The organism is Streptomyces sp. NPDC058637, assembly GCF_042717325.1.
GTDB lineage: Bacteria > Actinomycetota > Actinomycetes > Streptomycetales > Streptomycetaceae > Streptomyces.
In genome coordinates this window covers 42600-69100 of sequence record NZ_JBHXRD010000014.1, presented here as the reverse complement: position 1 = coordinate 69100, position 26501 = coordinate 42600, and the positions used below count along the sequence as shown (strand labels likewise).

Genomic DNA, 26501 nt, shown 5'->3' with positions numbered 1-26501 from the left:
AAGGAGTCCAACATAGGAACGGTCGCGTGAGTAGCTGGATCGCCCAGCCGAAGAGCCGCTCACCGTAGGCCCTGGCCGGGGGCTACCGATCAAGTCGCTTCGGAAGCTCGACCTACCTCACTCCTACGCTCTCGTTCCCGGTCAACGACGGCATACATCCTGGTCTCCTGAGCTCGGGATGAGGCGGTTACCTCACCCCGTATCGAAGGGGGGACCCGTCGCTTGTGAGATCTATGACCCGGCGCGTGCGCCGTTCAGCTTTCCTCGAACCCACTGTCCTCGAACCTCAGTTGAACAGCATTCTCACGGACCGTTCGCACCTGCTGCTCGGTGAAACCGTCAGTGGTGGTTGCGGTGATCTCGATGCGGACCTCGAGTCGGACGCCGTCGGCAGCCTCAAGGTGTGCGAGGACTTCCTGCTGAACGTTGGCGAAGTCGGCGGCAGGGCGGTTGGGGTTAAGAGTCTTGACGCCCCAGAACCTCCGCACGACCTTCCTGGCCATCGGCGTCGAAGGCTGAGAGTCGGCGCCCGGGAGAGGGGTGACGATGCTGGGCTGCGGGGTGCTGTCTTCGCTGCTGCTGGCATCTTCTGCCGGGATCTCCGGCTCAGCCGACAGGGTGGCGACGACCCGTGCACGCTGGGCGACCGCTCGTCCCGGCTGGACGAGGAGCATGTCGTCGCTGGCGAACCCGGGCTCGGGCTTGTCACCGTGGATCCATAGGTTCTGGTATTCGTCGGTCGCTTCGTCGTAGCCATCGGCGAGGGCGAAGGCATCCTGCTGCCACAGGAGCACATCGGCGGCACTGAGTACGGCCTGTTCAAGCACCTGCCGGTTGGGCAGGCGCTTCAGGTACGGGTACTGGGTGTACCAGGACCAAAGGTCACCGAACCGCACGTGCCCCTTGCTCCAGGCGTTGGCCAGAGCGCCTTCGAGAGCCATGCGTACGAGCGTGGCTCCCAGGACGGGAGTGATCCAGCCCTTGGCCTTGAGCGCCGCGGTGACGCGCTCGGCCAGGGAACCGCCGTCCTTGGCGACACGGGTGAAGGAGATGGTCGGCTTCTGACCGGGCAGCTCGGTCGGAATCAGCGCTGCGGTGAAGGCGGCACGGACACGGTCGTCAACGGCCGCGTCCAACTGGCGGGCGCGGGTGATGGACTGCTTGCGTTGCTGGGCGCTGAGCTCGAGCTCGTCGGCCTCGTCGGCGATGGACTGCCAGGCCCGATACTCGCGTACTACGCCGTCGAGCTCGGGGTAGGTTTCGCGATCGGCGGCGACCATGACCATCATGTTGCGCCGCTGTCGCTGCCCGTTACCGGCCTCTCGCAGGAGACGCTCGGCAAAGGCCATGGCTGTGGAGGCGTCCTTGCCCCAGGTGAACTTCGGGTGCATGACCACGAGCTTGAGGACCTCGGAATCGGGGATGTCCCCGGTGTCGAGAGGCGCAGCATGCACGGCACCGAAGGAAGCCTTGAGCGCCTTCCCCGCAGCCTTGAGGCGTTCGACGATCGTGGCGTGCACGTCGGCCTCGCTGTAGCCGGCGGCCCGGTCGGCTGCCACTCGGGAGACCGACGCCGCGAGGTCGTACCAGGAGCGGTCGCCGTCTTCGTAGAAGTACGTGGCACGCTGCCCCAGCAGTGCACGGGCGTCACCGATGTGGTTAAGGACGTCGCCGGGTACCGCAGCGCCCAGGCGGAGCTGCTGGATGTCCACACCCTTGTGCGCCGAGCGCAGCGTCGGAACGGTCGCGATGAACACCGACCGGGCGACACGCCTGGTGAGCGCTCGCTGCCCGAACGACGGACGCTCACGGTCGATCTGAACCGGTGTGGCGCCCTCGCCGTCGACGTCCTTGTCCACGACCGGCTTCCAGTTGTCGTCGAGATACTTGGTGATCTCGCTGAAGACCTGAGTGTCGTGGACGGGCACCGCGCCGGGCGTGATGAGCGGCGTGGTGTCATTGGCGGCCCACAACGAGTTGATGACCACGCTCATAAGACGCAGCACACCGCGGGTGCGCTGGAACTTCGGCAGCGTCGACCAGTCTTCGTAGAGCCGGTCGAACAACTCCGGGTGGATCGGGTACGCCGCCCGGATGCGCTGCTCGTACTCGCCGGTGGTCGTCTCACGCGGGAAGAACCCGGTGTTGTCCTGGTAGTACTTCACGTACTGCTTGGCCACCGCGGAGATGTCCGCCAGGGCCACGGCATCGGGTTCTTCGAACAGGCGCCGGCGCACGATCTCGAAGGACTCGATGTTGTTGGCCGGCCGCCAGTCATCGGCGTTGCGACCGATGGTGTGTTGCAGGATCTCCAGAGCGACGTGCCCGTTGGGGCCACCCACCTCCAGCGCCGAGCCGCCGCCGCCGTTGTCCAGGGAATCAGAGGCGGGAATAGAGACCACGAGCATGACGCCCGGGATGGACTTGGCCATCTCGGTCAGGTGCTGGGCGAAGGTTTGCTGCGTGGCGAAGGATCCGCCAGGCAGGTCGTCGCGCCCCACGAGCTGGCGGGCGTAGGCCACCCACTCGTCGATCAGGATCAGCACGCTCTCGCCGCCGGCGACGACCTCGCGTACGACGGCGTCCAGCGCGTCACCGGGATCAGTACCGGTCGCATCCGCCATCGCGACGCGGTCGAACGCCTTGCGGCCACCGAGCTGCCAGGCCAGCTCCCCCCAGATCGTGCGCACCTGCGTGCCGTCGTCCTTGACGATCGGCTGGCTCGGGGAGAGCTTTGTGCCCACCAACGTGACCCGCTTCACGTCCAGCGACCTCAGCGGGTCGCCGTCGGCCGTGGGCAGGGAGGCATGCACGACATCCTGCACGGTCTGAGACAGCGCGCTCGCCGCCAGACCCTCGGAGAACAGGTGGTACAGAGCTAGCATCGAGTGCGTCTTACCGCCACCGAACTGAGTCTGCAGATTTATCACCGGGCTCGCCCCAGCGTCCCCGGAGAGGCGCTTGAGCGCACGGGTCAGCAGGTCGGAGAGACCACTGGTGAGATAGGTACGAGCGAAGAACTCAGCCGGGTTCAGATACTCCGGCGCTGCGGAGTGACCATGGGCCACCGCGTACAGGTCGGCAGCGAACTCAGCGGCGGAGAACTGCCCACGGATCACGTCGGTGTGCGGCCGGATGACCTCACGCCACGGCTTGATCGTCGTACCAGCCTGCACGCCGGCGACCTTGACCGCCTGCGCCTCACGCATCAGCCGGTTGCGGGTCTGCTTTTCGAAGACCTCCCGCTGGTGCTCCATGCGCATCTTCGCGACCACATCGACCTCGTCCCCAGCACCGATCACCGTCAGGAGACGTTCGATCGTGTCCAGCGCGCGGTAGGTGTCGTCCGAGGAGAACTTCTGCCCATGGTGGGCCGCGTTTGCAGTCTCCCGCAGCTCAGAAGCCAACGCGGACTGCGGGCGCGAGAGGTCTTTCTCGAAGACCTTCCATCTCTCCGTCACGATGCGCAGCAGAAACCGCACGTCGTCCCGCGAGTACGTCTTGGTCGTGCCGAACTTCGCCACGTCCTCAGCGGCGATCAGCTCCATCCAGTCCTTGCCGGTCGGAGCCTGCGCGGACATACGCATGTCGACCCACGGCCGCATGCCCTCAAGCAGCTGGTCGAAGCTGCGCAGTACCTTCTCATTGTTCGTCAGCGCCATCAGATCTCCTCCCCGAAGAGCATCTCGGCCACAGCGGCCGGGCGGATCGTGGCCGACGTCGCGGAGACATCGGCCCACGCACCACCGAGTCCATTGAACAGACCAGCGGTCGAGGAGTCCTGAGACTCCATCAGCTCGTATAGGCGGGTGGCCAGGCGGTTGACCTCGTCCATGTCCACCCTCCCCTTCACCTCAGCCATGAGCCTGGCGGCCTCCTCGCGCCCCTCGGTCGCATACGCGCGCGCCAGGTGGCAGGTGACCTCCCACAGCGACAGCCGGTCGTCGTGAGCCGGATCCCACCGGGGGTCGAGGTCCTGCGGCTTGATCAGCGCGACCTTGCCGGCGCCGGAGGTGAGGGTTCCACCGCGGGCGATCCCGTCCACCGACAGGCCCAGCGGCACAGCTAGCGACTCCGCATCACCGTAGGGGCGTGTGTCCCAGCCGTAGGAACGGAACCAATCCAGGCAGAACCGGGTGTCGGCGTCGAGTTCGGCGTCGTGCTCGTTCTGCAGAGAATCGAAGGTCTGGTTGATCAGCGCCAGCGCGGTCTTCACGGACATGGTGGAGCCGTCGTCCTCCAGCACCCGGGAGAAGCGGGAGAACACCGCCATGCCGGGCCCCAGGATCGTCTGCCGCAGGTCTGCTGGGGCGATTGCGCCCTCACGGATCCGCGGTAGCGACTCTTCCAGTTCAGAGTGCAACGCGACAAGGAATCCGGTGCGATCTGTCGCCGGAGCGGCGGCTTCGCGCGGTCGCAGCGCCAGAACGATGGAGGATGCGAGAGCGTTGGAGCCAACTGCTCGCATGCGGCTACTAAGTTCAGAGCGCATGGGCCAGGTTGCGGTGATAGTCCATCCGCTCTGGACCATGCCCTCCAGGAACGTCGACCACCCAGTCGACGCGACGCCCTCCTTCTCCAGTTCCGCCTGCTTGAACGCATAGAAGACAGCAATGGGGTAGTCGGAAATCGCCGTCTGGCGCGCCTGGGCGAATACGTGCCGGAACCCGCTCTCGAAGAATTTCTCAGCCTTCTCCATATTGCCGTGTCGGTGCGGGTTCGCGACGAGCTCCTCCGCCTTAGGGACGAGCATCGTCTCGAAAAGATTCGGATGAATGCTACGGAGAGATCGACGGAGCCAGACATAAAAGAAGTCGGAGAGGTCCGAGTAGCCGATATTGTCGTAGTACGGAGGGTCCGTAGAAATGAGAAGGCCCTCGTAAGTACGACCTGCAGCATCTGCCTGCAGTGCCGATCCGGCGACTCGCGCAGCAGTCATACCATCAATTACTTCGGTTTCGGACATCACTACAGAGGTAAATCCTCCACCATACGCTTCCAGTGGGGGCGCTTCGGCGAAATCCCAAGTCATTTGAATAGCCTGACGCTGGAACGACCCGCGAAGTCGGTCCATTCGAGATTCCCAGGTGCACATCGTGTTGTTGCGTGCGGCAAGCTTGCTCAGAGCGAATGTTAGATAGGTTGCCACGGCATCCGCATAGGCTTGCGCACCAGAACCACCATTAGCGAGGCGCTCACCACTGGGAAGACCTGAGGCAATGGCGTCGGCCAGCACCCTCTCGCGCGCATCCACAACCAGATCGCTGAATGCAGTCAGAGCAGCCAGCTGTCGGTTAGTAAACATGTCCGCCCACTCGCTCATGCCATAGCCTTGCACGCGGAACCCGAGTGCGGCATCAGGAAGTGACCCCAGGGGCGCACCATCTGGGAACGGAATATTGGCGGCCTGCTCATGCTCGGCTGTGGGTGAGAGATAAATGCGTCGCCTCTGCCTCTGGGCCACCACACTCATTAGCTGAGCTGATATGCGCGACGCCTTTCCCTCTGTTCGGACGTATGCAAGTTCAGCAGTGGCTCCACAAGCCACACAGATTGCTCCGGTCTTGCTGACTGTTCCGTCGTTCGAACTCGTCGGTGCTTGCTTCGGGTCGTGGGCAATCGCGAATGTCACCCGCCGACCGCCTGGGGCCTCGGCATCGCTCACCAGCGAGGGGACGACGTAGGCTTCTTTGCCCTTCTTCTTGCCTAGCCACCAGGAACGCACCAACGGCATACGAATGCCGCACGCAGGGTTCGGGCAGGTCACCGTCCGGGCCCAGATCCACGCGATGACGGTGGCTTCGGTGGTCTTCCCCGTGGGCTCGCCGTCGAGTCCAAGCACCGGCACCTGCGCCTTGGGGTACAGGTGCCCGATGCGCTCCTGCGCGCGGTCGCGCATCCAGTCGCCGTAGCGTCGCACGTCCTCCGCCAGACCTGTAGCCCGCGGCCAAGGCCCCAATTGGCTCTCCGCAGCTCCGGGAAATACGGGCGGCTCCCCCGCGAACTTCGGCGGGATCTCAATGAGGGCCTTGTTGATCAGTACAGGCACCGGGTTGAGGTCGCTGGCGTGAGCCTCCAAGCCCAGGCGCTGAGCTTCCAACGGGATCGTTCCACCGCCTGCAAACGGGTCCAGGATGGCAGGCGGGTTCCCTCCCGTGCTTTTGAGGATCTCCTCGCGGGCTTCCCGATACAGGCCCTCGTCGTTGATGTTCTCCCAGACCACCAGCCGTCGGATGATCCCGTGCAGGCGCTCGCGCTCCTGCTTTTGTTCCTCCTCTGTGGGGAACAACTCGGGATGCGAAGACGGGTCGTCGACAAGCTGGGCGAACAGCACGGCGCGAGCCGCGGCAAGGGGGCGGCGAGCCCACCACAGGTGCAGCGTGGAGGGATGCCCGTGTCGAATCGACTTCTCTCGGGCCGACTCGGCGTTGATGTCCTCCAGCGGGAGGGAGACCTCGATGAGCTTGCGTCGGGGGACAGAACCTGACGGCGTTCCGGGCTGCACTACGGTGTTCACCTGCTCACTTTAGATTCCGAGACGCTCGAACCGTGCCTCGGGTGGCATTCGAGCGGATGACACGTGTGGATCTTGTGTGTCAGAGGGGATCGACCCCACGGTCCCACTCGGCTCTCCACTTACGGCGCAGGTCGTCGACGTACCTGTCCAGGACGAGGTCGGCGAAGGGGTTGAGCACGTAGCGGACCCGGTCGTTCGACCCGTCAGGGGTATCAGGGTCGACTGCGACCAGGGCGAGCCGGTAGTCGGGCTCGGCATTCTTGGCGTAGCCGACCTCGCTGGTGGTGACAGTGAAGTTGTCAGCGCCCAGCACTCGCCCCTTGACCTCGATGAAGACCAGGTGGCCGTCGGGCTTGAGGGAACGGATATCGAAGCCCTTGTTGGAGTGCGCCATCTCCTCAGGGTCCCGGCCCAGCCGACGCTCGGCGGCCAGAACCACGTCCACGGCCCGACGCTCGGTGACGGTGGTGTCCAGAGCGAAGCTGCCAGGTGTCGGCTGTTCGCCGTCGGCTCCCGGGATGACCGTAGCGGGCAGGACGAGCGCAGCGCTGATGATCTGTGGCGGATGCACGTTGACCTGGGTTTCGAGGTCGAGTTCGCCTTGACGGTGATCGAGCCGGGCCTCCAGCGATCGGGCGCGGTCACGTGCGGTGGCCGGCGAGATGCGGATCTTCTTGCCGGCCGCTTGCGCCTCGGCGAGCTTGATCGACTCGCCGTCCCAGTAGTTCATCTGCGCCAGCAGCCGCTGACGTACAAGTTTGCGTGTGCGCTCGACGGCCGGGACGACGCGAGCGGCGACGTCGGCGCGATGCTCGGGGAGACCGTGCTGGATCGCCCAGGTCTGGGCGATCTTCTCCACGCCTTCGGCTAGCCAGGCCGTGGACAGCTCGGAGTTGATGGCAAGGGCCAGCGCGGTGTGCTGCTCGAGGTTCAGACCTGCCGGCAGGGACAGGTCGAGGTACGGGGCGGCGCCTGCCGGCTGTGCGGTTCCGTCTGGCAGCACGGAGACGTACTCGAACCTCTTACTGATCGCGGTGCCGCGTCCGTCCGAGAGCTCTTCCAGGAGGGCGAACACGAGCTGGGGGGTGGTGATGGTCCGGTCGAGGAAGGTGGCTCCGCGGGTCAGGGCGTCGCCGTACCTGTTCAGGATCTCGGCGATGATCGCGTCCATCAGCGGATGACCGGGCGCTACGAGCTCGGCGTCCGGTCGGCCGGGTATCACCACGGCCGAGGGCTCGAAGGTGATGCGTGCGTAGCGCGGACTGACTGTACGCCGACCTTCGCGCAGGGCAGCGGGCACTTGGGTCAGCTCGAACCGGTCCTTCTCCCTCTTGGACGCCCGCCCGCCCAAAGCACGCAGGGACTCCATGACGAATGCCTGCACGAAGTGGGGCTGCATACGCCGGGCGCGGGCCTCGTCCATCTTTCGACGCAGTTCGGCCAGCTCTTCCAGCCCGATGTCCGGGGTGGCCAGGGCACGTTCCTTGATCATCTCTTGCAGCCCGTCGGCCACAGAGTTGTCGATGACCCGGTCCAGGTGGGCCCGGACCTCGGGCTGCTCGCCGTAGCGGATGGCTCGCATGAGCAGGTCGCGCAGCGGCTCGTCCGCGAAGGCGTTCTCCCCCAGGACGTCGAAGACCTTGCCGCCGTAGGCACGGCGCTGCTGCTCGATCTTGGTCAGCAGGCGCTGGAAGACCTGGCCTTCTCTGGTCTGGGAGGCCACGAGGTTCCACAGTCGGCAGACCTCGCGCTGGCCGATGCGGTGAATACGCCCGAAGCGCTGCTCGATCCGGTTGGGGTTCCAGGGGAGGTCGTAGTTGACCATCAGATGCGCGGCCTGAAGGTTCAGTCCTTCGCCGGCTGCATCGGTGGCGATCAGGACGTGGCAGCGCGGGTCGTTGGTGAACTTGGTGCGGATCTCCCGACGCGCCTGTCGCGCGGTGCCGCCGTGGATCGTGCGCACGGCATCCCCATCGCCGCCCAGCAGGGTGGTAATGCGGCCTGCGAGGTAGTCGAGGGTGTCGCGGTGCTCGGTGAAGATGATGATCTTGCGCGGCGTGTGGTGGGCGCCGCTCAGGCCATCCTCGCGGGCCTTGAGGACGAGGGACCGCAACTCCTGCCACTTGCGGTCCTCACCCGAAGCACGCACCTGCTGGGCGATCTCCTCCAGACGTGCCAGGACCGCGAGCTCGGCGTCCAGCTCGGCTGCGGTGCGCGCGGCGGTAGCGGCGTCCAGGACCTCGCTCTCCAGCTGCTCCAGCTCGGCGGCTCCCAGCTCGTCGGAGTCGAAGTCCTCAGGATCGAACGACAAGGTCTCGGGCGGGGGAACGAACGGGCCCGCCAGCGTCTGCTCACGGTGGGTGCGCAGCCGGGCGATGCGGCGCCGGATCGACCGGTAGATCGCCTCGGGACTGGATGCGAGACGTCGCTGCATGACCGTGAGGGCGAAGCCGACCGTGCGGCGCTTGCCGTCGGCCTGCTCGGCCCTGTTCATCTCCGTGCGTACGTACTCGGTGACCTCTTCGTACAGAAGCATTTCCTGCGGGGAGAGGGTGTACTCGACGGTCTCAGCCACGCGCTCAGGGAAGAGCGGCTTACCCTCGAAGGTGAGCAGGTCCTCCTTGATCATCCGGCGCATCAGTCCGGTGGTGTCGGTGGAATGCACGCCCTGGCGGTACTGGCCGTCGTACCTGTCGGGGTCCAGCAGGGCGAGGAAGGTCTGGAAGTTGGCTTCCGAACCGGAATGCGGTGTCGCGGTCATGAGCAGGAAGTGCCGGGTGATCTTGCCGAGCAGCTGGCCCAGTTCGTAGCGGCGCGTGCGCTTGAGTTCGTTTCCGAACCAGGATGCGCTCATGCGGTGGGCCTCGTCCACGACGATGAGGTCCCATTCCGACTCGCCGAGTATGGACTGCCACTCGTCGTTGCGGGCCAGCTGGTCCATGCGCGCGATCAGCATCGGGTTGTGTCGGAACGGGTCGCCGTCACGGTCAGCCTCAGCGAGGTCGCGTGTCAAGATCGTCATCTCGATCCCGAACTTCTCCGCGAGTTCAGCCTGCCACTGCTCGACCAGCCCGCCCGGAGCGACGATCAGACAACGCTGCACGTCGCCGCGCAGCAGCAGCTCCTTGAGGTACAGGCCGGCCATGATCGTCTTACCGGCGCCCGGATCGTCCGCGAGCAGGAAGCGCAGGGAGCCGGCCTGGGCCAGCATGGACCCGTAGACGGCTCGGATCTGGTGCGGCAGCGGATCGATGTCGCTGGTCTCTACTGCCAGCATCGGGTCCGACAGGCCCGCGTGCCGCATGCGCAGCGCCTCGGCGGCCAGACGGAACTGCCCGGGGTCGGCGTCGAACGACCACCGAGACCTCGGCGCATCTGCCCGCAGCGAAGCAATGTCACTGGGGAAGAGCACTTGATCGGACAGCTGCCCGATGTCGTCCCGGATCGTAACTTGCAGGGCGTGACCGATCTCTGTGACAGCCACGACTGTAACCGTCCCTGAAGACAGCCCGGTCAGGCGAATGCCGGGCTTGATTTCGTCGGCGCGCATGAGCCCCTTCTCTATGACCAGGCGCCGATCAGCCTCGGCAGGCTAATCGTAGCCAGTTCGCGGCTTATACCGGCCTCCAACCGGAGAACTGCCGATGGGCGCAACCAGACCAGCGGGCTCAACATCGTCGCGACCGTCATCCGCCGGGACGGTCGCTGGGCCGGCTTACACAGCGACGCCTACTTCGCCCGCCGCCCGTGCGAACTTCACCTACGACCACGGCTCCGCCGCCCCGGGGTGAGCGGTGGCGTTTACCAGTGATATCCGGCCGCGCCAAATCGCAGATTCTGCGGATTCTCTTTCCCTGACAGCCCGAAGACCGGGGCTCTCCTCGCCACCCCCCTTCAAGGAAGGCACTGTGATCCCCACCTGTAGAGCGCCAGCAACACCGCCGCGACTTGTACGCCGGGCGAAGGCGGTAGGCAGAAGAGCACCCCCGCCGCGTGCTCCCCGCACCCGATAGCTCCGGCCGCCGATGTGTGCCAGAACTGGAACTTCTTCGATGATCAGCAGCAGAAGAGCGCCGCGCGCCCCGCCCCATGACTCGCCTGCGCTCACACCCAGGACCCACCATGCCCGCACCGCGTACCAGCGCGCCCTCGACCACCACCGGGTCGGATGCGCTCCTCTATCTCCTCTTCGGCATACTCGGCATCGCGCTCGCCTTCGGTTCACTGGCCTGGCTGACCGGCAACCTCAGCAACTCCCTCTTCGGTACCGGGCCTTGGGCCCCGTATACGGCCACCGACGCGTTGCTGCACCCCGAGGTGCTGTGGCCGCACCTGAGCCCCACCGCCCTGCTCATCAGCGCGCGGATCATCCCCGGCCTGCTGTCCTCCTGCCTCGCCATACTCGGCCTGGCGCTGTGGATGCGGCTGCGCGGATGCGCGAAGAACGGCCTTGCCCGGAAGGCGGACCTCGCCCCGCTGCTGGGCAAGGAGATCACCGCCAAGGCCCGGAACCTGCGGCCGTCCCTGAGCCGACAGGGGTGTAAAAGAGGTCACCCCTGCTGACCACGGCATCCTGCTCGGCACCCTCTCCCCCGGGCGGGCCCGCGTCCGCGCGTCCTGGGAGGACGTGATCGTCGCGATCATGGCTCCGCGAAGCGGCAAGACCTCCGGGCTGGCGATCCCCGCAATTCTCGCGGCTCCCGGTCCGGTGTTGCTGACGTCGAACAAGGCAGCGAACGATGTTCACCGCGACGGTCGATGCCCGTGCCGAGGTCGGCACGATCTGGACCCTGGACCCGCAGCAGATCGCCCACCATCCGCGCGAGATGTGGTGGGACATCCTGGCCGACGCCCGCAACCTGGCCGGGGCGAAGCGTCTTGCCGGGCACTTCGTCGCCGCCAGCGTGGACGAGTCGAAAGGCTCCGACTTCTGGTCCACCGCCGCGTCCAACACGCTCGGCGCTCTGTTCCTCGCCGCCGCCTGCCACCGGCGGCCGATCACCGATGTCTTGGCCTGGCTCGCCTCCCCCGCCGACCGGACCCCGGTCGATCTCCTCACCGATGCCGGCCACGACGCGGTCGCCGCCCAGCTCCAGGGCACCGTCTCCGGCGCCACCGAGACCCGCGACGGCATCTACGAGACAGCGCGGCAGTACGCGAGTTGCCTGCTCGACCCGGACGTCGCCGCCTGGGTCACCCCCGCCAAGGGCCTGCCCGAGTTCAAGCCCTTCGCCTTCTCCACGTCCCGCGACACTCTGTACCTCCTCAGCAAAGACGGCGGCGGCAGCGCGTCCGCGATCATTGCCGCGGCGGCCGACGCCGTGATGCGGGCGGCCGTCATCGTCGCCGAGCGATCCGGCGGACGGCTCGACCCGCCCGCCCTGTGCGTCCTGGACGAGGCCGCGAACGTCTGCAAAATCTCCGACCTCCCCGACCTCTACAGCCACTTGGGCAGTCGTGGTGTCATCCCGATGACGATCCTGCAGTCCTACCGGCAGGGCCAGCGGTGCTGGGGCGAGGCCGGAATGGACGCACTCTGGTCCGCCGCCACCATCAAGATCATCGGATCGGGCATCGATGACGCCGACTTCGCCGACCGGCTCAGCCGGCAGGTCGGCGACCACGACGTGCAGACCACGTCGGTGTCCACCAGCGACGGCGGCAAGTCCACCTCTATCAGCATGCGCAGCGAGCGGATCCTGCCGCCGGACGCGATCCGTGCCCTGCCCAAGGGCAAGGCGCTGCTCCTGGCCACGGGTATCCGGGTGGCGATGCTCGATCTGCGGCCTTGGTACAGGGAGCCGTCCGCGAAGGTGGTCGGCCCAGCCTCGGCGCGTGCGACGAAAGCCATCACCGAGCGGGCCCTCTCGAAAGCCCACAGCCGTGACGGCTTCGGACTGTCAGCATGAGTGCGCCCACGCCGCGTCCCGGGCGGCTCGTACGCTCGCCGGTCGTTCTGCGCGACGGCCGGTGGTGGCTGGTCAGCGGGGCCGGCTCGGTCCTAGCCACCGACCCTGTGTTCACCGGGGTGCTGGACGGCTTCGCCGAGGCGATGGCCGCTGCCGACCAGGCAGTCGCCGATCTCCGCGCCCGGCAGGGTGAACATCCCTCCTCCGACGCCGGAGGGCGACGATGAACCCGCTGCTGCGCGCGGAGCAGGCAGTACTGGGCTCCGTGCTGCTCGACCCGGGCCAGCTCTCGCATCTTGACTGGCTCGCGCCGGATCACTTCGACCGGCCGGTCCACCAGGCGCTGTTCGCCGCGCTGCGGAAACTCCGGGCCGATGGCCACCCCGGACTGGCAGCCGATACATCGGTGCCGCTGTCGTGGGTGACCGATGCGGTCGAGGAGGCCGGCCACCACGTACGGGGGCTGAGCGCGGTCTACGCCCACACCCTGGTCTCTGCCTGCCCGCGTCCCGAACACGCTCCGGCGTACGGCCGCATGGTGCTGGAGGGGGCGATCCATCGCAGCGTCACCGCGCACGCGATCCGCCTTCACCAGGCGGCTCGCGCCGACGCCCTGCGGGGCGAGGTCGAGGGAGCCCTGCACCACGCTGACGTTCTGACCCGGGTTCTCGACGATCTCGCACGGCGGTGGGGTACCGAACCGCGCCCGGTCCCGCCCGCTACGCCGCCGGCCACCGCTCCCTCCGCGCAGCCGCCGGTTCGGGCCGGTCAGGTCGCCGAGGACGAACGGTTCCTGCTGGCCGTCCTTGTTGAGCGGCCGAGGGCCATGGACGAGGTGGTGGGCTGGCTGCGGCCGGTCGACTTCGCCGACCCGGCCCACGGGCAGCTCTACCGGTGCCTCGGCGCGCTGCACCACAGGGGTGAGCCCATCGACCAGATCACCCTGCTCTGGGAGGCGCAGCGGCGCGGTCTGCTGGCCGACGGCACGCTGTCCGGCGATCAGGTCACCGCGCTGTGTGACGGCGTGGGCCCGGGCAGCGCCGAATGGCTCGGTGAGCAGGTGATCCGCTCCTCGATCATCCGCACCGCTGTCGCCTCTGCTCGCACCATTCGAGGCTTGGCGGAGAACGAGTCCCTGTCCCCCGGGCAGCTCATCAATCACGCCCTGCACACGCTCGGTCCACTCGACGACGTACGTACCCGCTGCCGGACGGCGAACGGTCACTCTCCGCTGTCGCCGGCCCCGGCTTCTTCGTCGAACGGACCTCCTCCTGCGCGGGTGCACGCCGCTCTCGCTCGCAGCACGCCACACCCGGTGTCGCCGTCCTCGGCCCGAACTCGCTCTGCGCCCGGCCCTGCTGCCGTGCGGTCTCCCTCGCGCGGCCACAGCTGAAAGCCCCCGTCCTCTGTTCGTCCTCTCCTTTGGGATTCACCGTGAACAACACTCCCAGCTCTGACATCTCTGCCCTGAGTGCCATGGCCTCGGCCTTCGACGCCCAGCGCGGCAAGCTCCCGGTCGCTGGGAACTACCGCCGCTTGCCCGGCATCGTCGCCGTCGCCGGGCAGATATCCGAACTCGGCGAGCTGATCACCGACCTGGGCAATGAGGTCTTCCTCCGTGCCGCGGCCCAGGACCACGAAGTTCACACGGCCCGGGTCATCGCGGGCTTCGCTGCCGCTGCGCGACCTGCTGGCGAGGCGGCATCCGCCCTCGGGGAGACGGCTCACCAGCTCGCCTTCCTGAACCAGACCGAGCATCTCCGTAACCGGCCCGACGCACAGGAGGCCCGGGAGGCAGCAGTGCGGGTGATGGAAGACGCTCTCGGTTCGGCGGACACGGCCCTGCGCGAAGCCGCCGACTCCCTTCACGCCGCATCGGCGACGGTTTCGCCTCCGTCCGTACGGCTCCGAGCCGCCCGTAGCCGGTCCACGACCACAGCTCCCGCTCCCCAACCCGCGCCTCCCCCTGCCACGCCGACAGCGGCTGCACCGGGCCGGATCGTGCGGGGGCGGTGACATGGGGACCAGCAGCGTGCGCCCGCCGTTGATCGGCTCGCTCTGCTCCGGGTACGGCGGGCTGGACCTCGGGGTGCAGTCCGTGCTCGGCGGCAGCCTGGCCTGGCACGCGGAGGTCGATCCGGGCGCCTCGCGCATCCTGGCCCGGCACTGGCCCGGGGTGCCCAACCTGGGCGACATCACGACCGTCGACTGGTCCAACATCCCCCGGGTGTGCGTCCTGACGGCGGGCTTCCCCTGTCAAAGACGTCTCGGTCGCCGGCCGAAGGGCCGGACTCAACTCCCAGACCCGCTCCGGGCTGTGGCTGCACGTCGCCCGTGCGGTCGAGGCCCTCCGACCTTGCCTGGTTGTGATCGAGAATGTGCGCGGCCTCCTCACCTCACCCGCCGGTTCCCCTGGCGACGTGGAATTCTGCCCGTGGTGTCTGGGAGACACCCCAGACCAGCCTCCTCTGCGAGCACTCGGTGCCGTACTCGGATCCCTGGCCGACCTCCGGTACGACGCGAGGTGGCTCGTGCTTCGCGCCTCCGACATCGGCGCCCCGCACCGCCGCGAGCGGACCTTCCTCGCCGCCTGGCCCGCCGAACACCCTGCTCAAGACGCCGACCAGCAACATCGGCAGGAACGGCGGCTCGCAACACCCCGCCAAGAGGAAGAGCGGGGGCCACGGCCCGAACCTGGCCGACGAGGTGGAGTGGCTCCTGCCCACCCCGAAGGCGTCGGACGGATCCAAGGGCTCGCCCAACCAGCGGTACGGCAACGGCGACATGACCCTGCCGAGCGCGGCAGCGTCCCTGCTGCCCACACCGCCGGCCCGCGACCCGGGTGCCCCGGAACGCCGACCGGGCAAGGGCCGGCCGACTCCCTCGCCAACGGTGGCTCTGCCGCTCTGGAGGCAATAGGAGCAGAGCGGCGATGGGGTGCGTACGCAGCCGCCATCACCCGATGGGAGACGCTCACCCGCCCTGCCCCGGCGCCCACCGACGCGGCCGGACGGCTGCGTGCCAACTTCGTGGAGTGGATGCAGGGCCTCGATGCCGGCTGGGTCACCGCCACCCCGGGGCTCGGCCGCCCCGCTCAGCTCACCGCGCTCGGCAACGGTGTCGTACCGCAACAGGCCGCCCGGGCCCTGCGGTTGCTGGCCCCTCGCTTCCCTCGCTGCCCTCGCTGCCCTCGCTGCGCGGCGGCGTAGTGCCCGGCTACCGGGTTTTCCCGGCCGGGCCAAATCGCGGCTTCTCCGGAGCCTCTTCCCCATGTCGCCGTCCCACAGATGGAGCACGCCCCCATGCCCGACACCAGCACGACCGCCCCCGGCCCCGAGCCGTTCCGCGTCCCCGACGAGAACCTCGACGACCTCGCCAGCAGCCTCGCCAAGACCATGGCCGAGGTCAGGCAGCACGGCGTCCTCCTCGATCGTCTCGGCGCCGAGCCCACACCCGCCCCCCAACCGACCGACGGCGCTCCGGCAACAGCAGCCGGCTCCGAGCCGGCCACTGGCCCCACCTCGGTGTTCATCGTTGCCCTGGGCGGTGAGGGGTACGCCGTCGAACTCGCCGCCCTCAGTGCCTGGGTGAACCACCTCTTCCTCCCGATCTACGGGCGAGAGATCAGCACGACCCGTCCGTGGTGCACGCTGTGGCAAGAACACCCCGAAGCCGTGGCCCGGCTGCATGCCCTCTGGCTCTCGTGGCAGCAGCTCACCGACGCCGAGGCCGGCCTGTCCGGTCCCTCGACGTGGCACCGCGACCACCTCGACCAGACACTGGTACACCTCCGTGCTCCCGACGGTCCGTTCGCCGCGTGCACGACGAGCCCGACCCGGCCCAACCACCGTGTGCTGGCCACCCCCGCGCCCGAGCCGTTGGGGCTGGCGGCATGAGTGACGTACTCAGCCCGGGAAGGTCGATGTGAGCCGCGCCCGCTTCGCCTTCGCCGCGCACCCGGACGCCATCGCTGACCTGCGCGAACTCCCCGACGAGATACGTGATCTGGCGCTGTTGGAGCTGCAGAACCTGGTTCACGGTAGTGACGACTGCCTGCCATTGAAGGGCCGTCTCGCGGGTTTTCACAAGGTGTACGTCGACCCATCCGTCTCCTATCGGATGGTCATCCAGTTCCGCCCGGCCCCGCCCACCTCGCACCACAAGCGCGAGGTCTATCTCGTCGCCGCGGGCAGCCGGAAGGAGTACGCGGTCTACCGCACGGCCCACCTGCGCACCGGCTCTCACCGGGACGTCGAGACAGCCTCCGCCGCCGAAGCACGCGTGCAGGCCGCACGCTCCCGCTCTCCCCACGCGGCAAACCAGCCGACGCCCCTCCCAGTGGCGGCGGCCCAGCCCACTGCCACCGCTTCCCGAAAGGCTCCCCACCGATGATCGTCGACCGCACCCCGCTGACTCGTGCCGACCTGGCGGGCTTGCTCACCGACGCCGCGCAGAGTGTCTCCGGGATCCTCACCGCCGAGTACCCGACGGCTGCCAGCCGCTCGTATCTGCACCCCGTGCTGGGTGCGCTGTCGGCCGGACCCAGGGTGATCTGCGAGCTGAACGACCGGCTCGAGGAATTCTTGGCCGACGAGCCACGCCCCGCGACGCCGGCGAGTCTGTTCACCCTGGCCTCCTACGCGTCCGCGCTGGGATGGCTCACCGAGTCCCTCGCCGAGCTCACCACCTCGGTCGACCAGATCTGCACCCGCGTCGGCATCCCCACACAGCCACCGGACCCGACCTTCACCACGCCCGATGGCGACGAGTGGGACAGCGATCTCGACTTCGCCTTCAGCGACCTGGAGTTGACGGAAATCCGCACCGCCGCCAAGGCCGCCCACCTCCCGCCGGGCGACTACGTCGCCGTGCTCTCCGAGTCCCTGCTCGCCGTCACCCGGATTACCGACGCCTGCATGGAGATCTCCAGCGGCCTCCTCGACGACGCCGCGTACGTCCTCGGCGAAGCGACCGACCACGTCTGGATCAGCGACGGCCCAGGCCACCTGCCCACCCTGGTCCGTTCACTGCTCGCCCGGATGGAAACCGCCGAATGAGCCCCCCCAGCCCGTTCCAGAGCCGGTGATCCGGCTAATTTCCACGGCGCCCGTGTGCGGCCGAACGGCCCGTTCCACAGCGTACGCAGGCGCGTCCCCCTCCCCCTTCTCTTCTTCAGGAACTTCCCATGACCTTCAGCTCGGATGATGAGCAGTGGCGCGAGTACAACGTCAGCCCCCGCTACCTCGCCGGATCAACGTTCACCGGTGACCCCGCTCTCCGTCCGCTCCTCGACAGCGGCTGGTTGCTGAACGACGACGACCTGGGCAACGTGTACGTCAACGCCCCTGACCAGCGGGTCCGCCTGGCCTACCTGCCCGAGGGCGACGACGACGCCCTGTGGAAGATCACCGCGTACAGCTCGGACTACGCGACGCCACGCTGGCTGGTCACCTTCCAGAGCGGCACCCCCACCGAGATCGTCGCCGGCTTCACCACGGCGCTCGCCGCCGCCTACGCCGAGGGCCCCAATTCCTATCTCCACCACGGCAACAGCGCCCTGACCGCGCTGGATGCCGGCACACCGCTGGCAGCGGCGGGCTGGAGCCACAGCTACAGCCCCGAAAACGTCTTCTTCCAGTCGCCCGACCACCTGGCCGAGATCTACCTGCGCCACAACCACCGTGACCACACTGCCGAGATGCGGGGCCATCAAGAACGCTGGCTCACCCTTGCCGGGCCGCCAGGAAACCAGTGGTACGCCACCGCTTCCTCCTTCACCCCGCAGAGGCTGGTGACCGCGATGAACGCCGCCCTCACCGACCCGTCGCCAGTCACCCGTTACGGCTATGACCTACGACGCCTTCCCTCACAGGCCACCGCGACACCAGTCAAACCGCCTATGCCCACACCCCTGGATATCCGCCGCATTCAGGCAGCCAACTCCCGCTCCACGGTGCTGCCAACGACTGCCGAGGCTCGTCCCGTAACCCCGTCGCCGCGTTCGCCGCCGGCTCCGCAGGCCCCGCGCTCCGGGTACGCCCGCTGACGAACACGCCCTCTCCCCGGACCATGTGGAGCCGCTCATGTCCAACACCACCGCATACGACCAGGCCACAGCCATGATCGAGAAAGCCTGGAACCGCCCCATAGACGCTCTGGAGTCCCTCGCAGTCCGCCGCCCCAGCGACGACCCGCTTCTGCGCTCGGCCATGCGCATCCGCTCGGCCTTGGTCATCACCGACAGCGCCGCGACCGTGCACCAGGACCGTCTGCACGCCCTAACCCGCCCCGGCCACGTGCCGGCCTTCTACGACCTGGAACGGATCACCAACTCAGCGGCAGACCTTCGCGTCGCTAAGGCAGAGAGCAGTACGTCCCTGCAGGCCATCAGCCACGTGATCGAAGCCCGCGAATCCGCCGCGACCACGGCCTCGGCCCCGGCAGTCCGGCTGGTCCAGGCCGCCGTCGCCCGCTCCGGGCACACACCACGCCCCCTGGGCCAGGTACCCGATCAGCCCGCCCCTTCGGCCGCTGTCGGCCCGCCGGCGGCCGGCCCGGGGCCGCGCCACTGACCGGTCAGGCGAGGTCCTCGTCGCGGTGGGCATCCCTGATGCGGGAGCCCACCGCGCGGGCCAGCTCCTCCACCGTCAACTTGACACGGCACCCCTCCGCGATCCGCTCCTCCACCACCGCGCCCTCGTCCCAGCGCCCGCACCGCGCACCGACAGCCCACTGGCCGTCGGCGACCATCGCGATGTCGCCGACCGTCCACGGCCGCCCTGCCGCCCGGATCTTGCGCTCCAGCCCAGTTCCGTCCCGGTGTCTGCCCGGCTCCGCCATCCCTGCTCCCCTTCGGTTCCGTGTGGCCCGTTGCCAACCCGGATACGACAGCCGGGTCCGCCGGTCCATTCCCGGGCCGCTGGCCATCTGCTGGCGGCGGCCAGTTCGCCCACGGCAGACGCCACTTCCCCGGAAAGGACTACGGACTTCGGCCCACCGCATGCCAACGTAGAGGTGTCGGACAAAACCGCAGGTCAACGAAGGGATCGTCCAACCGTGAACGCCTCCACGTGACCTCCCGCACAACGTGCGTGGCCCATTCCGGCTGCCCAACATGCAGACGCACCAGCTTTCCCCGCACCCGCCCTTCCCTACCGATCTTGGAGGCCTTCCGTGCCCCGCCACCTGACCGTCGGCCATGTGCTCCGTCAGCTCCAGGAGCTTGACCCCAACCTGCCGATCCGCCTCGCCGTCAACCCCGACTTCCCCTTCGCCCACCACGTGGGAGCCGAGGTCATCGTCCGGGACGGCAAAGCGTTCATCGCCGACGACGGCCAAGAGGGCTACCTCCCGGCCGCATTGGCCGAGGCCCTCAACTGGACATGACCAACCCCATCAACACCCTGGAGGTTCCTATCTCGTCGCACGTCCTTCCGCTCCACAGCATCGCCGCGCACCCCATGCCGAGCGGTGTACGCGGCGTACTGGTCCAGCGCGTCTCCGTCCTGCCCAACGGGCCGCTCGACGTCACCTGGCTCGCCGCCGAGTCCCCGAGACTCCCTCTCGGACGCATTCGCCTCCGCTGGGAGCTGGCTTCCTCCACCGGCTGGGACGTCACTGCCCACCTGGGCCTGGCCACCGCCGAGGTACACCTCGCCTCCTGGCCCTCAGCACCGCACGACTGGCCGCTTCTGGTCCGCCCGACCATCCACGAGGTGCTCGGCCTGTGCGCCGCCCTCACGGTCGCGACCGCCGCCCTCGACCTCGCGAACTGCCTCGCCCAGGTCTGACCGGGACCGCAGCACCTTCCTCCAACTCCGCAGCCAACTCGTCGAGGGGCGTCGAGCCTCGGCCACCGCTATCGGGGCGCCTACAAGATGCGGGGACGTCCTGTGGCGTGCATGGGTCACGGCGCGTCGGCGGGCAGCCGAGAAGCTCTGTGCAGGGCGACCGCCAGCCCCTGGCGGCCTGGGCTGCCAATGCCGCTTCTGGCAACCGTGCCGTCGCCCCTCCCTTCGCTGCCCGGACCGCATGTTCCCCACAGGATCCGAGGTCCGTCGAAGACCTGACCGGTGCGCTCTCCCTCCAGCGCGCCCCATCGACTGCCACAAGGCTCGCGGGGACCAACGGGACGGCAGTGCATATTCGTGAAGCGCTGTCACGGTCGGCCCAGCGTGAGTCCGGTCGTTCCTGCCGGTCCACCCCGGGCGGCTCCGCCGTGATCCGCCCGACTATCGGTCGATGCAGGGGGACGAGCCATTGTGTTCGGATGGCTGGAAGTCTCTGCCCGACGTTGCGTCAGGTGTGATCTAGGTTACCTTCGGGGGGACTGAATGGAGAACCGTGATGATTCGGGGCTGGGAAGCCGATCCTTCTTCGCCGCTGGTGCGTCGCCTGGGTAAATCCCCCACCGAGCTCGGGACCACGGGCGGCGAGCAGGGGTGCCCGGACATCTGGGAACTGGAGAACGGGGACATCGCCGTCGTTGGCCGCGACCTCACCGATTCCTACCTGCCGATCCTGCCCCCAGGGCTTGTTGTCGCCCCGGATGAACGAATCGTCGTAATCCCCCGCAGGACAGCCGCTGCGGCGAAGGTAGACCTCCCTGATGCTTAGCTCACAGGCCCACGGCCCGGGTCAGCGCCTCGGGCTTGACGACTACTCCGAGGACTTCGGTCGCCATTTCTGGGGTTCCGGCTCCGAGGGGTTCTGGAAGCTTGAACGTCAGCAGAGCTTCCAGGAGCCCGGGGTGGAGAGCTGGGAGGCCTTCCGCAAGGGGCGCTGGGATGAGGCCCTGGCGCTGATCGAGGAACAGCGGGGGCACTACGAGGAGTACCTCCGGCGAATCGCCGAAAGCGGATTCGCCCTCCACCGTGTCCGCTGTGTGGAGGAGCCCATCGCTCCGTACCTCCAGTGGGAGCTCCACCTGCTGAACCTGAAGGCCCAGTGCGGGGAGGACACGAGAGTCCTCAGCGGGGACGGCATCCTCCGGTACGAAGCGCAGCATCCGCTTCCGGAGGTCGTGGTCCTCGGCTCCTCGGTGATGTACGAGGTGCTTTATGACGACGACGGGAAACTCGCCGGCGGTATCCGCTTCGACGATCCACGCGACATCTCCCGATGGCGGAAGACGATCCAGGAGATGCACCGGGCTGCTGAGCCGTTGGACGACTTCTTCACTCGCCGGATCGCCCAACTGCCTCCGCCGACCGTGACCGAGGAGTAGAGCCGAGCAGTCCCGCCCCGAGCTCGGTGGAGAGTCCGGGATGGGCATAAGAGTTTCGGCCGGAAGCCTGCCGCAGCATAAGGGCTATAAATGCGCATTATCCTGATTTCATACTCCGCGCAGGGCTTCGCCCTCCTGCACCGCGTGTGCGAGCGGGCCGGGCACACGCCCGTCGCTTACCTGCACGCTCGGTCGCTGCGGCCGGGCGAGCCGTCGCGACGCGGTGCGGGCGATGTCGTGGGCGAGATCGTCGACGCCCTGCCGAACGGGATGGATTTGCTGATTCCGGGCCGGAAGAGCATGTTGCCGCACATCATCGCGGGATACCAGGCCGATCTCATCGTCTGCTACGGCTTCCCCTGGAAGCTACCGCCGGCGGTACTCCGGTCGACGAACTTGGGTGCCATCAACGTGCATACGTCGATGCTGCCGAAATACCGAGGCCCCATTCCGGTCAACTGGGCGATCAGGAACGGCGACAAGGATATCGGCGTCAGCATCCACTGGATGGAGAGCGAATTCGACTCCGGCGGGATCCTGGCGCAGGAGGCAGGTATCGCGTTGGGCGACGATGTCGCCCCCCAGTCGTTGTGGGAAGAGGTCGACCGATACATCGAGCGGCTTCTGCCCCGCGCGCTCTCGCTGGCCGTAGCCGGTTCGCCTGGTAGACCGCAGGAGGAGAGGTCGGCCACCTACGCGGGGTGGATGGAACCCGAGTTCTCTCAGATCGAGTGGAACACCGCCAGGGAAGAGATCCACAACCAGGTCCGCGCCGTCAGGTTCGGCAGCTCCGGAAGATCCGGCCCAGTTGCCGTGGTGGCTGACCGTCGTCTGCGAGTTCTGCGCACGTCGTTGCAGCCGGCGGACGGAATCAAGGTGATGTGTGGAGATGGACCCGTGTGGATCACGGAGTCCGCACCGGTGGCGGACTCCGATTCCTGAACGGAGACCGGACCACCGCGAGTCAGTTCGGGTCTGGTGACGTTGCCTCTGCCAGGGAACGCCGGTACCGCGCGAGCTTGTCCCGGATTGCCCTCGTCCACGGGTGCTCCGGACCGAGTACCCGCTCGCGCCATTTCCTGACGATTTCCGCCTGTTCGATGGCTTCCCGGTCCTCGCCGACCGCGTGCAGGACGTTGCTGAGCAGGCTTCGTGCCGCCAGCGTGATGGGGTAGCGAGTTCCGAACCGGCGTTCGTGCGCCGCCAGCGCACGGCGGGCCGACAGCAATGCTTCGGCGTGCTTTCCGGTGTTGAGCAGCGCACCTGCGCAGTTGAGGTCGGCCGACAGTGTGATCGGGTGGTCTGGGCCCAACTCACGGCGACAGTCGGCGACCAAATCCGTTCCTGCCAGTGCCTCCCGGTCCAGGTCCGGACCGGGAGGCAGTTCGAGCAGACACGCCCTCGCCTCCAGCGTTAGCGGGTGCCATGGGCCCAACAGCGCGGCTCGCCCGGCGACCGCCCGATGCATCAACTGCACGGCTTCCGTCACTCGATCGAGCCAGACCAACGGGCGGGACAGATGGAGGCAGGTGGTCAGGGTGTCCAGCGCCTCGGGACCGCAGACCCGTTCGAAGTCGTCGAGCAGCCCGCGGTGGAGACCCGCTGCCTCTTCAAGGAGCCCCAGACGATCGGTCGCCTTCCCGATCCGCTGCCGCAGGCGCAGCACCAGGACGTGATCGTTTCCCAGTCGTCGTCGCACGAGAAGCGTCGCCTGTTCGGCCATGGCCAGCGCAGATGCGTAATCGCCGGACCGATGCTGGGCCGTCACCAGACGCAGGGCGCAAGTGGCAGCGGACTCAATGGTGGCGATCGTGATCTCGGGCCAGGTGATGACGCGGCGAAGCAGCGCCAGGACATGTGGGGCGAGGGGGGTGAGCAGGCTGTCACGTAAGCCGCGTTCCGGGGACGCGGGCAGGGAGTGCAGAAGAAGTCCGGCCGCCGCGGCAGCGAGTTGGTCGCGTTCACCGGCCGGGGTGACGCGCGCGACGCTGTCGAGCAGCACTCCGTGCGTACGCAGGCAGCGGATGTCGCCGGGAACGAGTTCGGTGAGCGAGTGGTCGAGCAGCCCCCGAAGCGCCAGTTCCACCCGGTCTGCGGGCAGGGGCAGGTCGAGCCGGGCGTTGGCCAGCAGCGACAGGGGCAGCGGGTCGTTCGACCAGCAGGCCAGAAGGCGCAGCAGGGTGACAGCCTCGGGCAGGTTCTGCCTGGCCAGGGAGTTCAGCGAAAGCTGCCACGTTCCGCTGACCAGGTGACGCGAGTCGTTGCCCGCGTCGATGGCTCCCTGGTCGATCAGTTCGATGGGGTCCGGACGCTCCTGCAGGCGACGCCCGTACTCCTCCATCGTCCAGGGGGCGATCACCTGGTGGGCCAGAAACCCGCCGGCCAGAGTCAGAGCGAGCGGCAGGCGGCCGAGGCTGTCGGCAATGGCGGCCGCGTCCTCGGCAGAACCCGTTCCGGGGGCGAGGTCGCGCAGGACCTGAGCCGCCTCCTCACGCGGCAGGACATCCACGTACAGCAGCTCGGCAGCGGGCCACCAGTGGCCGGCGGCCTGCCGTGTGGTCACGAGGACGGTTCCGCGCGGGCTGGTGCGCAGCCATCCGCCGTCCCGCAGCACCGCTGGGTCATCGGCGTTGTCCAGCACCAGCAGCCATGGCACGTCGGACCGGTCGAGATGGTCCCAGACCAAGTCCGCGGCCGCGCGTAAGCCGTTGCGCGCGGCCATCAGCTCACCGTCGCCGGCGCCGCGGTCGGCGGCCACAGCAAGCATCCCGGCCCGCAGGGATGCCTGATCGGAGGCGTTGACCCACAGGCCCAGGCGTCCGCGTTCCCGGGTGGCGTGTTCGAAGAGTGCGCACGCCACCGCCGTCTTTCCGCATCCTCCCAGGCCGTGCAGGACGAACACGGTACTTCCGGCGTCCTCGGCTACCGCCTCTTTCAGGCGTCCGATGAGTTCGCCGCGATCCCTCAGGATCGCCGGTGCTCGGCCGACGGGCGGATGCCGCACCGAGTCCGGGCCGGCCCAGGCGGCGCCGTGGTGGTGGTGCTCGGTGATGTGCTGGTCACCGGACGCCTGGTAGACGCGCCCCTGATCAGTGGCCCGGCCGTCGTTGCGGCCGGTCACCGCTGGTCGACGTTCAGGTCGCGGCCGGCCTGGTAGACGCGTGAGCTGCCGGAGGCGGTCGCACGTTGGGTGACGGTCGGGGTGGCGGGTGTGCCGGGGTCGAGTTCGGTCAGCAGGGAGCGCAGTTCCGCCACCAGCTCGGGGTGCGCGACGAGGAGGCGGCGAATGCGGCCCTGCCACTCCGCAGCGATCTCCCGCTCGGCCTCCTCGTCACCACTGCTCTGCGCGCCCAGGAGGTCACGACGCGATGTGTCCAGCTGGGCGCCGACTTGCTCGTCGTGGTCCGGCCGGACGCGTCGCCACAGACTGACCACGCCGTTTCGCACGCCGTTCCACGTGTCGGTCGCCAGCAGCGTCGCAATAGTCGTCCCGGCGGTGCCCGCTAGAAGCGTGATCTCCGCGTCCATCCTTTGCCCTCCCTCGATCCGGCTCGGGTCAACTCTATGGAGCCGACATGGTGTCAGTACACCGGACTTTCAGCGACATTTCGCGCCGCCGTCGGCCTGCTGCCACGGATTTACCGCACCCCGTCACCGGCGTACCCGTTACCTTTTCTGTGGCCCCGCAATGGGTGGTCGTGGCACCGGTGGTTCAAGGCCACGGCAACCGGTTGACGGCTGCTGAAGGGTTCGCCGGGAGCTTTGCGGGCATAGCCGGTGATGCAGGAACGGATCTTGCGAGGGCAGTCACGGGATCGTCTGCGGGGCAGCAGGCTGCGGCCGATTTCGGAGATTCCCAGGCATCGCCCCCGCTTGCGGGCCGAGGGGAAAAGGACAATGTGCAGGGCCCGGGTAAACGAGGTCCGCTCGGCGATGCTGTGGTGCAGTCGGGCGGCCTCGTCAAGCAGTTCGCGGGTGGCACGATGCACGGGCAAGTGTGCGTAGATCTCCTGTCGGACGCCATCGGGTGTCTGTGACCTCAGAACCGGCCGACCGCGTTGGTGGGTCTTGATCTCGTCGAAGACGAGCTCGATCTCCCAGCGCCGGGCGTAGAGAGCGGCGAGCTCTTCGGCGGGGTACTTCTCGTGGTCGGTCGGGCGCTCGGCGCAATCGGGGGCGATACGGGCAGGAGGGTCGGAACGCTTCGGCCAGGTGATCGCGATGCAGCCCGTCCTGGAGACATACGTGCTGCGACGCCGGAGCGAGGCGCGGTCACGGATGGCTATCCGATTCAGACGATGCTCAGGATGGAGCGCTGACCCCAGCGGGCCACGCAGACGTGAGCCTAGTCCAGGTAGGTGCCGGCGAAGGCCCCGTCGAAGCCGAGCGCGGCGAGACCGTGCTCGATGCTGGGGTAGGTGGTCCCGTCTGGGATGTCTATCAGGGCGTCGAAGTCGGCTCGGCTGATCTCGGGTTCGAGCCACTGGTTGCTGCATCGGCAGACAATCCAGACGTTGCGGCCGTGATTGATGAGCAGCCAATCTCGTCGGGCGTTGCAGGCTGTGCACATCGCCGGGATTCCGCGAAGTGCCAGTTCGCGTGGGTGGTTGAGGCAGCTTGTCACGCCGGGGCCCGTGGGTGGCTGTCTCTCGTACTCGTGTTGCAGCAGTGGATCGGTTCCGGTGGGAGGGGTGGGCTGCACGGGTGTTGTCGGCTCTGTGGGGTGGTGGGTGGTTCTGAGCACGAGTTTCATCTTCCGGTCGGGGTCCTTCGGTTTTCATCCATAGCGGCTGGTGGGGTCGGTTGTCCACGGGTTTCGTGGCCCCCGGCGGCCCGGAAACCGGACTCT

At 67.8% G+C, this 26501-nt stretch carries 21 protein-coding genes and 3 pseudogenes; 16 read left to right on the top strand and 8 right to left on the bottom strand.

Annotated features, from left to right (window positions below; translation table 11 throughout):
• Positions 1-254: 254 nt before the first annotated feature.
• The 3 genes from ACFWVP_RS16575 to ACFWVP_RS16565 form a co-directional block, all read right to left on the bottom strand.
• Positions 255-3662 carry a Swt1 family HEPN domain-containing protein gene (locus tag ACFWVP_RS16575; RefSeq protein WP_384497237.1) on the bottom strand — a complete coding sequence of 1136 codons (3408 nt, stop codon included), beginning with the start codon at positions 3660-3662 and terminating at the stop codon, positions 255-257.
• Entirely contained in the window at positions 3662-6517 is a 2856-nt protein-coding gene (locus ACFWVP_RS16570; RefSeq protein ID WP_384497235.1) for a DUF1156 domain-containing protein, read from the bottom strand. Before ACFWVP_RS16570 ends, ACFWVP_RS16575 begins: the two co-directional genes overlap by 1 nt.
• A gap of 79 nt (positions 6518-6596) precedes the next feature.
• Positions 6597-10001 carry a helicase-related protein gene (locus tag ACFWVP_RS16565; RefSeq protein ID WP_384497233.1) on the bottom strand — a complete coding sequence of 1135 codons (3405 nt, stop codon included), beginning with the start codon at positions 9999-10001 and terminating at the stop codon, positions 6597-6599.
• 638 nt (positions 10002-10639) lie between these two features.
• Between ACFWVP_RS16565 and ACFWVP_RS16560 the strand changes: the two are divergent.
• The 11 genes and pseudogenes from ACFWVP_RS16560 to ACFWVP_RS16510 all read left to right on the top strand — a co-directional run bounded on the left by ACFWVP_RS16560 (position 10640) and on the right by ACFWVP_RS16510 (position 18998).
• A pseudogene (locus tag ACFWVP_RS16560) lies at positions 10640-12426 on the top strand (type IV secretory system conjugative DNA transfer family protein).
• A complete protein-coding gene (locus tag ACFWVP_RS16555) occupies positions 12423-12653 on the top strand; it encodes a hypothetical protein (RefSeq protein ID WP_384497231.1) in 231 nt (76 codons plus the stop codon). The pseudogene ACFWVP_RS16560 and the gene ACFWVP_RS16555 overlap by 4 nt, the downstream one beginning before the upstream one ends.
• A complete protein-coding gene (locus tag ACFWVP_RS16550; protein ID WP_384497229.1) occupies positions 12650-13819 on the top strand; it encodes a DnaB-like helicase N-terminal domain-containing protein in 1170 nt (389 codons plus the stop codon). Before ACFWVP_RS16555 ends, ACFWVP_RS16550 begins: the two co-directional genes overlap by 4 nt.
• A 41-nt stretch (positions 13820-13860) precedes the next feature.
• A complete protein-coding gene (locus tag ACFWVP_RS16545) occupies positions 13861-14442 on the top strand; it encodes a hypothetical protein (protein ID WP_384497227.1) in 582 nt (193 codons plus the stop codon).
• Between the two features lies 1 nt (position 14443).
• Positions 14444-14626 (top strand): annotated as a pseudogene (locus ACFWVP_RS16540) (hypothetical protein); the annotation flags it as partial.
• A gap of 115 nt (positions 14627-14741) precedes the next feature.
• Complete coding sequence (locus ACFWVP_RS16535) at positions 14742-15635, top strand: DNA cytosine methyltransferase (RefSeq protein ID WP_384497401.1); 894 nt, start codon at positions 14742-14744, stop codon at positions 15633-15635.
• A 93-nt stretch (positions 15636-15728) separates the two neighbouring features.
• Entirely contained in the window at positions 15729-16322 is a 594-nt protein-coding gene (locus ACFWVP_RS16530) for a DUF4913 domain-containing protein (protein ID WP_384497225.1), read from the top strand.
• A gap of 28 nt (positions 16323-16350) precedes the next feature.
• Entirely contained in the window at positions 16351-16818 is a 468-nt protein-coding gene (locus tag ACFWVP_RS16525) for a hypothetical protein (RefSeq protein WP_384497224.1), read from the top strand.
• On the top strand, positions 16815-17483 hold the full coding sequence (locus ACFWVP_RS16520) for a hypothetical protein (RefSeq protein WP_384497223.1): 669 nt from the start codon (positions 16815-16817) through the stop codon (positions 17481-17483). The genes ACFWVP_RS16525 and ACFWVP_RS16520 overlap by 4 nt, the downstream gene beginning before the upstream one ends.
• 128 nt (positions 17484-17611) lie before the next feature.
• Entirely contained in the window at positions 17612-18472 is an 861-nt protein-coding gene (locus tag ACFWVP_RS16515; protein ID WP_384497222.1) for a DUF317 domain-containing protein, read from the top strand.
• A gap of 37 nt (positions 18473-18509) precedes the next feature.
• A complete protein-coding gene (locus ACFWVP_RS16510) occupies positions 18510-18998 on the top strand; it encodes a hypothetical protein (protein ID WP_384497220.1) in 489 nt (162 codons plus the stop codon).
• A 4-nt stretch (positions 18999-19002) separates the two neighbouring features.
• On the opposite strand, the gene ACFWVP_RS16505 is transcribed toward ACFWVP_RS16510, so the two are convergent.
• A complete protein-coding gene (locus tag ACFWVP_RS16505; protein WP_384497218.1) occupies positions 19003-19266 on the bottom strand; it encodes a hypothetical protein in 264 nt (87 codons plus the stop codon).
• Between the two features lie 333 nt (positions 19267-19599).
• On the opposite strand from ACFWVP_RS16505, the gene ACFWVP_RS16500 reads away from it, so the two are divergent.
• From ACFWVP_RS16500 to ACFWVP_RS16480, 5 genes are all read left to right on the top strand, one after another.
• Positions 19600-19812 (top strand): hypothetical protein, encoded by a 213-nt coding sequence (locus ACFWVP_RS16500; RefSeq protein WP_150832452.1) that lies wholly within the window; start codon positions 19600-19602, stop codon positions 19810-19812.
• Positions 19809-20216, top strand: coding sequence for an esterase (locus tag ACFWVP_RS16495; protein WP_384497216.1), 408 nt, complete (start codon positions 19809-19811; stop codon positions 20214-20216). The genes ACFWVP_RS16500 and ACFWVP_RS16495 overlap by 4 nt, the downstream gene beginning before the upstream one ends.
• Before the next feature lie 556 nt (positions 20217-20772).
• Positions 20773-21042, top strand: a complete 270-nt coding sequence (locus ACFWVP_RS16490) for a hypothetical protein (protein WP_103510037.1) — start codon at positions 20773-20775, stop codon at positions 21040-21042.
• Positions 21035-21652 (top strand): DUF6879 family protein, encoded by a 618-nt coding sequence (locus ACFWVP_RS16485; protein ID WP_384497214.1) that lies wholly within the window; start codon positions 21035-21037, stop codon positions 21650-21652. The genes ACFWVP_RS16490 and ACFWVP_RS16485 overlap by 8 nt, the downstream gene beginning before the upstream one ends.
• Positions 21653-21742: 90 nt before the next feature.
• Positions 21743-22594, top strand: coding sequence for a methionyl-tRNA formyltransferase (locus ACFWVP_RS16480; protein ID WP_381558936.1), 852 nt, complete (start codon positions 21743-21745; stop codon positions 22592-22594).
• Positions 22595-22616: 22 nt separating this feature from the next.
• On the opposite strand, the gene ACFWVP_RS16475 is transcribed toward ACFWVP_RS16480, so the two are convergent.
• The 4 genes and pseudogenes from ACFWVP_RS16475 to ACFWVP_RS16460 all read right to left on the bottom strand — a co-directional run bounded on the left by ACFWVP_RS16475 (position 22617) and on the right by ACFWVP_RS16460 (position 26222).
• Entirely contained in the window at positions 22617-24773 is a 2157-nt protein-coding gene (locus ACFWVP_RS16475; RefSeq protein ID WP_384497212.1) for a tetratricopeptide repeat protein, read from the bottom strand.
• Positions 24770-25180, bottom strand: coding sequence for a hypothetical protein (locus tag ACFWVP_RS16470; protein ID WP_384497210.1), 411 nt, complete (start codon positions 25178-25180; stop codon positions 24770-24772). The genes ACFWVP_RS16475 and ACFWVP_RS16470 overlap by 4 nt, the downstream gene beginning before the upstream one ends.
• Positions 25181-25545: 365 nt before the next feature.
• Positions 25546-25806, bottom strand: a pseudogene (locus ACFWVP_RS16465) (transposase); the annotation flags it as partial.
• A 191-nt stretch (positions 25807-25997) separates the two neighbouring features.
• Complete coding sequence (locus ACFWVP_RS16460) at positions 25998-26222, bottom strand: hypothetical protein (protein ID WP_250287655.1); 225 nt, start codon at positions 26220-26222, stop codon at positions 25998-26000.
• Between the last annotated feature and the right edge of the window lie 279 nt (positions 26223-26501).